Consider the following 1,794-nt stretch of genomic DNA (forward strand, 5'->3'; position numbering starts at 1 on the left):
GTTCTATTTAAAGGGAAGAGTTATAAGAAGGATGAACTGAAGTTTGATGAAGATATTTTTCATGAGTTGCAAGTCGCTCTTACAATGGGGGGAGAGTTTGCAAATGATACAAAAAAAGTATACAAAGTACCAAGTGGATTGACAGAAAGTAACCAACCAAAGCAAGCGCATTTTATATATGCAACGGTTACTGGAAATAAAACGAAAATTTTAGCTGAACCAAAACGAGAATCACAAGTGTTATATGAAGTATCTAATGAAATGGTAAAAGCTTGGATTCCAGAAAAAGTGCAAAATGATGGATATATAAAAATATCGACAATTAATGGCAATACTGGATACGTACAAAAAGAGTATGTTTTAACTGATATTAAGTATTCATTTATGTTCGAAAAAAATGATAATGGTGAATGGAAAATAATAAATATAGATTCTATTTGGTAAAAGAGGAAGGTTCACTTTAATGAACCTTCCTCTTTGTTTTTATTCTCTTTTTGAAGTGTATGCCAAGACTCTAAAATTTCTGATGTAACGAGAGCGGCAATGTTTTTTTCTGAATTACTACCAGGAATAACGACAGAAACGGCAATTTGTGGATCTTCAGTAGGAGCATATGCAATGAAAAGAGAATGATTTATCATTCTTTCTTGCTCATTTGGAAAGCCTGTAATACCTGTTTTACCTGCGACGTCAAAAGGCAACTTTTTAATTTCCTCTATATTTTGACTCATTCCACCTTGCACGACACTCCAAAAGTTCATCGGGTAACGATTTGAACTTTCTAAAATTGGTTTAAACTTTTTTGTTTCCTTACCGTCCGGACTAATAATTGCACTTACAGTTTGAGGTTTATATTTATCACCTTTACTTGCCAAAGTTGCTGCATATTGAGCGAGTTGAAGAGGGGTATGCACTTCATTTCCTCCCCAAGAGGCGTTTAATAAAGCGGAGATTCCATTTTCAAACTTATTAGATGGATGGAATTCATATTGTCCGTCTTCTTCAAAGGGTAAATCAATCCCGGTTTTAGAACGTAGGCCGAATTGTATTAAATAATCTGTCCATATATGTGCCACTTTTTCTATATTCCCATTATTTTGGTTGAATAGGGGCAGAGCTACTTTTGCTGTCATAAATGTGTTAGATGAATTAATGATAGCCTGCCTCGGTGTAATCTCACCTGTTGGCGTTCCAGGTGCATTCGTAATGTTATTTTGATTATCATACTGAAAAGTCCCTTTATCTAAATAAGTATCTTCGGGTTGGAAAAGCTTTTCGTTTAATCCAATTAAAATAGTGAGTGGTTTTATAGTAGAAGCCATATTTACATAAGATTCACCATACTTTAATTTTTGAATTGCTTTATTTTGCGAAAGAGAGTTAATGTTTTCTTTTCTAGAAGATACACGTGTATTTAATATATTTGGATCAAAAACTGCCGTGTTGGCCATAGTTAAAATTGCGCCAGTTTTTGCATCGCTTACTACAGCATAACCAGCTTTAGCATCAGGTGTTTTCTTAATTTGAGATCTTAATGCTTCTTCTGCCTTTTGCTGCAACTCAGAGTCTAAAGCTAGCCGTACATCTTTACCTTTTTGTACTTTTTGAATATTCCATAAGAATTTTTTATTATTCAATTTAAAAATAAGAGTTTTACCTGGTTTTCCTTTTAAATCATTTTCATATTGCAGCTCAATCCCGCTTTTTCCAACAGCCTTATGCTTTGAATTAAGGTCATTTTCTACATACCCAATTACTTGTGAACCAATTTCGTGTTTAGGATAATATCGAATC

The 1,794-nt window shown here is 33.7% G+C and carries 2 protein-coding genes; one reads left to right on the top strand and one right to left on the bottom strand.

Annotation, left to right across the window (positions count from 1 at the left end):
- Window positions 1-444, top strand: a 444-nt coding sequence (locus DOS87_RS13565) for an SH3 domain-containing protein (RefSeq protein WP_395939032.1), incomplete at its 5' end; no start/stop codon positions are given.
- Between the two features lie 11 nt (window positions 445-455).
- Here DOS87_RS13565 and DOS87_RS13570 read toward each other — a convergent pair.
- The coding region (locus DOS87_RS13570; RefSeq protein ID WP_208730362.1) for a peptidoglycan D,D-transpeptidase FtsI family protein at window positions 456-1,794 on the bottom strand (1,339 nt) is incomplete at its 5' end.

The organism is Bacillus sp. CR71, assembly GCF_003429245.1.
Taxonomy (GTDB): Bacteria; Bacillota; Bacilli; order Bacillales; family Bacillaceae_G; genus Bacillus_A; species Bacillus_A thuringiensis_S.